This window comes from Sphingobium sp. UBA5915, from assembly GCF_002431195.1.
Lineage (GTDB): Bacteria > Pseudomonadota > Alphaproteobacteria > Sphingomonadales > Sphingomonadaceae > Sphingobium > Sphingobium soli.
Window position 1 is genome coordinate 1 of record NZ_DJDV01000054.1, and the last position, 3,040, is coordinate 3,040.

Sequence of the window (3,040 nt, forward strand, 5' to 3'; positions counted from 1 at the left end):
ATGGTCCTGAACATCTCCGAAAATGAGAGCGACCAGTTCCTCCACGGCACGACCCAGAACAGCGTGGAAGACGTTGCTGGCGTGACCTCCACCCGCATGGGCCTTCTGGCCCAGACCCTTTCGACCGGCACCGTCAACAAGTTCACTGACAGCTTCGGCGTTCTGGCGAAGGTCGAGGCTCCAGCCGTCAACGAAGATGGCACTGGCGCGCTCAGCGATGCCGTGCTGGTCCTGCGTTCGACCCTTCACAGCAACTACCTCGCTGGTGCTGTTCTCGTCATCTCGTCCGACTTTGAACTCAAGGTCATGCAGGAGAAGGACAAGAACGGTCGTCCAGTCTGGGCACCTGCTGATGCGTCGATCTCCGGTCTGCCCGGCGGCACCATCTACGGCGTCCGCTATGTCGTGGACGACATGATGCCAGACGTTGCTACGGCGATCAGCACGGCCAAGCCTGCTGCGATCCTCGCGGACTTCAAGAAGGCATACACCATCGCGGATTATGGCACGATGAAATGGGTCGTGGACCCAATCACCGAACCACAGTTCGTGAAGTATAGCGCCCGTCGCCGCACTGGCGCAGCGATTGTCGATTATAAGGCGATCCGCGCTCTGGTCCTGACCGCCGCGTAAGGATTGATCGATGCCGTACCATGCCGGACATTACGGCATGGTACGGCACCATCATACCTATCGGTCAGTCTTCTTCATCGTCATCATACAGCGCAACTTCTTGTGCATATACAAACTCTTCATCTGCGGAAGGCTTGGCTTCACGGATAGCCTCCTCTTCAGAACCGTAGAGCGTTCCGCCCTCCTTTACCCACCCTTCATCCTCGTCATAGTATTCAATGATCTGACGAACAGCCTTATAGCGGATACCATTATCAACTTCACTATTGCTCTCTTCTTCTTCTTCTTGCATCGCAACAGTTACGCCATCGACTAGATCAGCGGTATCATCAGCTTCACGCTTGCTGACATACCTCGTTCCCTGCCCCACATCGACCCACTCGTTACCCTCACTCCATTCATCGCCCTGTTCGCGATTTCTCACGACGAAATACGAACTCATAAATTCTGCACTCCTTTAAATGATCACGATGCGTAAAACCCACTTGGCAAACGCCGCAGGTCATTATTTCTATCGAGAAATTGGCGCGACTCTCGCCGGGTGTTTCGGCGATCCTATGGCAAATCCATCCATCTCGTCATCTCAATAAATAGCTACGAACACTCAAAAATAGAGGTCGCAGGATGGGATTGGAAACAACAGGATCAGCGGCGAATAGCTGGCAGACCATCGTTCAGGCGAACCAATTCCTGACCGATTTCGTCCACCCGCTGCTGGGCGTCAGCCCGGAACTCAGCAATGGTGACGAACCCTACCTGATCGAAGCCGCGAAAGAGATTTCGCGCATGTGGTCATTCAAGGGCCAGCCAGTCGAGCCGCTCCAGACATTGGCATGGCCGCGCAAAGGCGTCGTCATAGAAGGCAAGACGCCCGGATCGGATTGGTATGCGCGCAATTTCCCACACCTAGATCCCGGCTATGAGGAATATGTCCGCTTCCTGCATTTCGATAGCCCCGGTATTTCGAATGCGCCGACGCTCCTGCCCAATGATGTGGTGCCCAATGACATTCTGGAAGCGCAGGCAATCCTTGCTGCATTCAAGGTCCGCAATATCACGCTCTGGCAGGACAATGCGTTCAATGCCTCAGAACTGAAGCTGGACGGCGTGGGCACGATCAAGCCCGCCAATGCCGTCGCTGCTACGGATGCCGTGTTCATGCGCCTAGCGCGCTGGGGTTCGTTCAGGGGCGTGTCGATCGTTCGTCCTGGCGGTGCGCGATAATGGCGACCGTCTATGAGAATTTCGCGAGCGCGGTAACGACGCTCTATGCAGGCCCATTGGGGGGCAGCTTCATTCTTCGTCGCACCAGCGGCGGCGGCTATAATGCCAACGGAGAGATTGTCCCTGTCACTACCCGCGACCTTCGCGTTCGCGGCGTCGTAAGGGACAAGGAGTTCTGGAACGCCGGGGCGCTGCTAGGCGTCCGCACCGTCGCCATGCTCGACAATAAGCATCAGCCATTCCCAGACGATGTGCTGATTGTCGGCCAGACCACGCATACCATCGATACCGTGAAGGCTGTTGCGCCCAATGGTGTGACCGTCATCCGATATGAAGCGGTGCTGAAATAATGGCGCGCTCCGGGGTCTCAAATCTGGGCGAGGTTGCCAAGAGCCTCGCGGACGCGAAACGCAAGGCGCTCGCTCACGTCGAGAAGGTGAATCGCAATCTAGCCAGTGCCGTCCTGCAAGGTGTCGTAGAGGGCACACCAGAGGATACGAGCGTCACAGTCGGCGATTGGCAGGTGGGCATTAACACGGTGCCACAGGGCACGATTGATAGTGCTGATCCTGCGGGCGCCCACGCACTTGCTCGCGGTCAATCTCAGATTGCGACCGCTAAGCTGGGCGGCACGATCAACATCGTCAATAACCAGCCTCACGTCGATGGTCTGAACGCGGGCAATGCTGTGACCAAGCCGTCAGGCTGGGTAGAGCGCAGCATTGACGCCGCCAAGGCGGGGGTGCGCTGATGGGCCACTCCACCGACATCGACATTCTCCGTAAGCGCATGATCGCGCTATGGACTGACAAGTCCGCACCCTTGATCCATGACAATGCAAAAGCCAGAACCGCCCCACTGCCGAAGTTCGTTCGCTTCGCTGTCCGCCCCGGCACCGAGACGAAAAGCAATCTTGGCAACGACCGTCATAGGGTGATCCGTGAAGGCCGCGTGTGGGTGCATGTCGCTATTCCCATCGGCGAAGCCGATGCGAACGCTTGGACGCTGGTCGATAAGGTCGCGGCTGTCTTCGCGCATTGGACCAATCCTGATGGCGCGCTCCGCTGCGGGGCGATTACCACCGATGTCGTGTCCAGCACGACCCATTACATGATTGCTGTGAAGGTCTTCTACCGAAGCAGTCGCATCGAGTCCTGGCCCCATACCTCCGCATAAATAGGCG

The 3,040-nt window shown here is 57.1% G+C and carries 6 protein-coding genes; 5 read left to right on the forward strand and 1 reads right to left on the reverse strand.

All coding sequences use genetic code 11. The annotated features are described in order from the left end of the window. On the forward strand, window positions 1-633 hold a 633-nt coding region (locus B2V90_RS08725), incomplete at its 5' end, for a phage major capsid protein (RefSeq protein ID WP_293920881.1). Window positions 634-697: 64 nt separating this feature from the next. On the opposite strand, the gene B2V90_RS08730 is transcribed toward B2V90_RS08725, so the two are convergent. Next, on the reverse strand, window positions 698-1,075 hold the full coding sequence (locus B2V90_RS08730; protein ID WP_293920882.1) for a hypothetical protein: 378 nt from the start codon (window positions 1,073-1,075) through the stop codon (window positions 698-700). A 182-nt stretch (window positions 1,076-1,257) separates the two neighbouring features. Here B2V90_RS08730 and B2V90_RS08735 point away from each other — a divergent pair, with 182 nt between their 5' ends. The 4 genes from B2V90_RS08735 to B2V90_RS08750 are packed head-to-tail and all read left to right on the forward strand — an operon-like array spanning window position 1,258 to window position 3,033. Beyond that, a complete protein-coding gene (locus B2V90_RS08735) occupies window positions 1,258-1,857 on the forward strand; it encodes a DnaT-like ssDNA-binding protein (protein ID WP_293920883.1) in 600 nt (199 codons plus the stop codon). Further along, window positions 1,857-2,207, forward strand: a complete 351-nt coding sequence (locus B2V90_RS08740) for a hypothetical protein (protein WP_293920884.1) — start codon at window positions 1,857-1,859, stop codon at window positions 2,205-2,207. Before B2V90_RS08735 ends, B2V90_RS08740 begins: the two co-directional genes overlap by 1 nt. Then, window positions 2,207-2,608 (forward strand): hypothetical protein, encoded by a 402-nt coding sequence (locus B2V90_RS08745; RefSeq protein ID WP_293920885.1) that lies wholly within the window; start codon window positions 2,207-2,209, stop codon window positions 2,606-2,608. Before B2V90_RS08740 ends, B2V90_RS08745 begins: the two co-directional genes overlap by 1 nt. Beyond that, window positions 2,608-3,033: a hypothetical protein gene (locus B2V90_RS08750; RefSeq protein ID WP_293920887.1), complete on the forward strand. Its 426-nt coding sequence runs from the start codon at window positions 2,608-2,610 to the stop codon at window positions 3,031-3,033. The genes B2V90_RS08745 and B2V90_RS08750 overlap by 1 nt, the downstream gene beginning before the upstream one ends. Window positions 3,034-3,040 lie beyond the last annotated feature (7 nt).

Coding starts and splice junctions, on each gene's coding strand:
- B2V90_RS08735 (WP_293920883.1), top strand. CDS start 1,258: ATGGGATTGGAAACAACAGGATCAGCGGCGAATAGCTGGCAGACCATC.
- B2V90_RS08730 (WP_293920882.1), bottom strand. CDS start 1,075: ATGAGTTCGTATTTCGTCGTGAGAAATCGCGAACAGGGCGATGAATGG.
- B2V90_RS08740 (WP_293920884.1), top strand. CDS start 1,857: ATGGCGACCGTCTATGAGAATTTCGCGAGCGCGGTAACGACGCTCTAT.
- B2V90_RS08750 (WP_293920887.1), top strand. CDS start 2,608: ATGGGCCACTCCACCGACATCGACATTCTCCGTAAGCGCATGATCGCG.
- B2V90_RS08745 (WP_293920885.1), top strand. CDS start 2,207: ATGGCGCGCTCCGGGGTCTCAAATCTGGGCGAGGTTGCCAAGAGCCTC.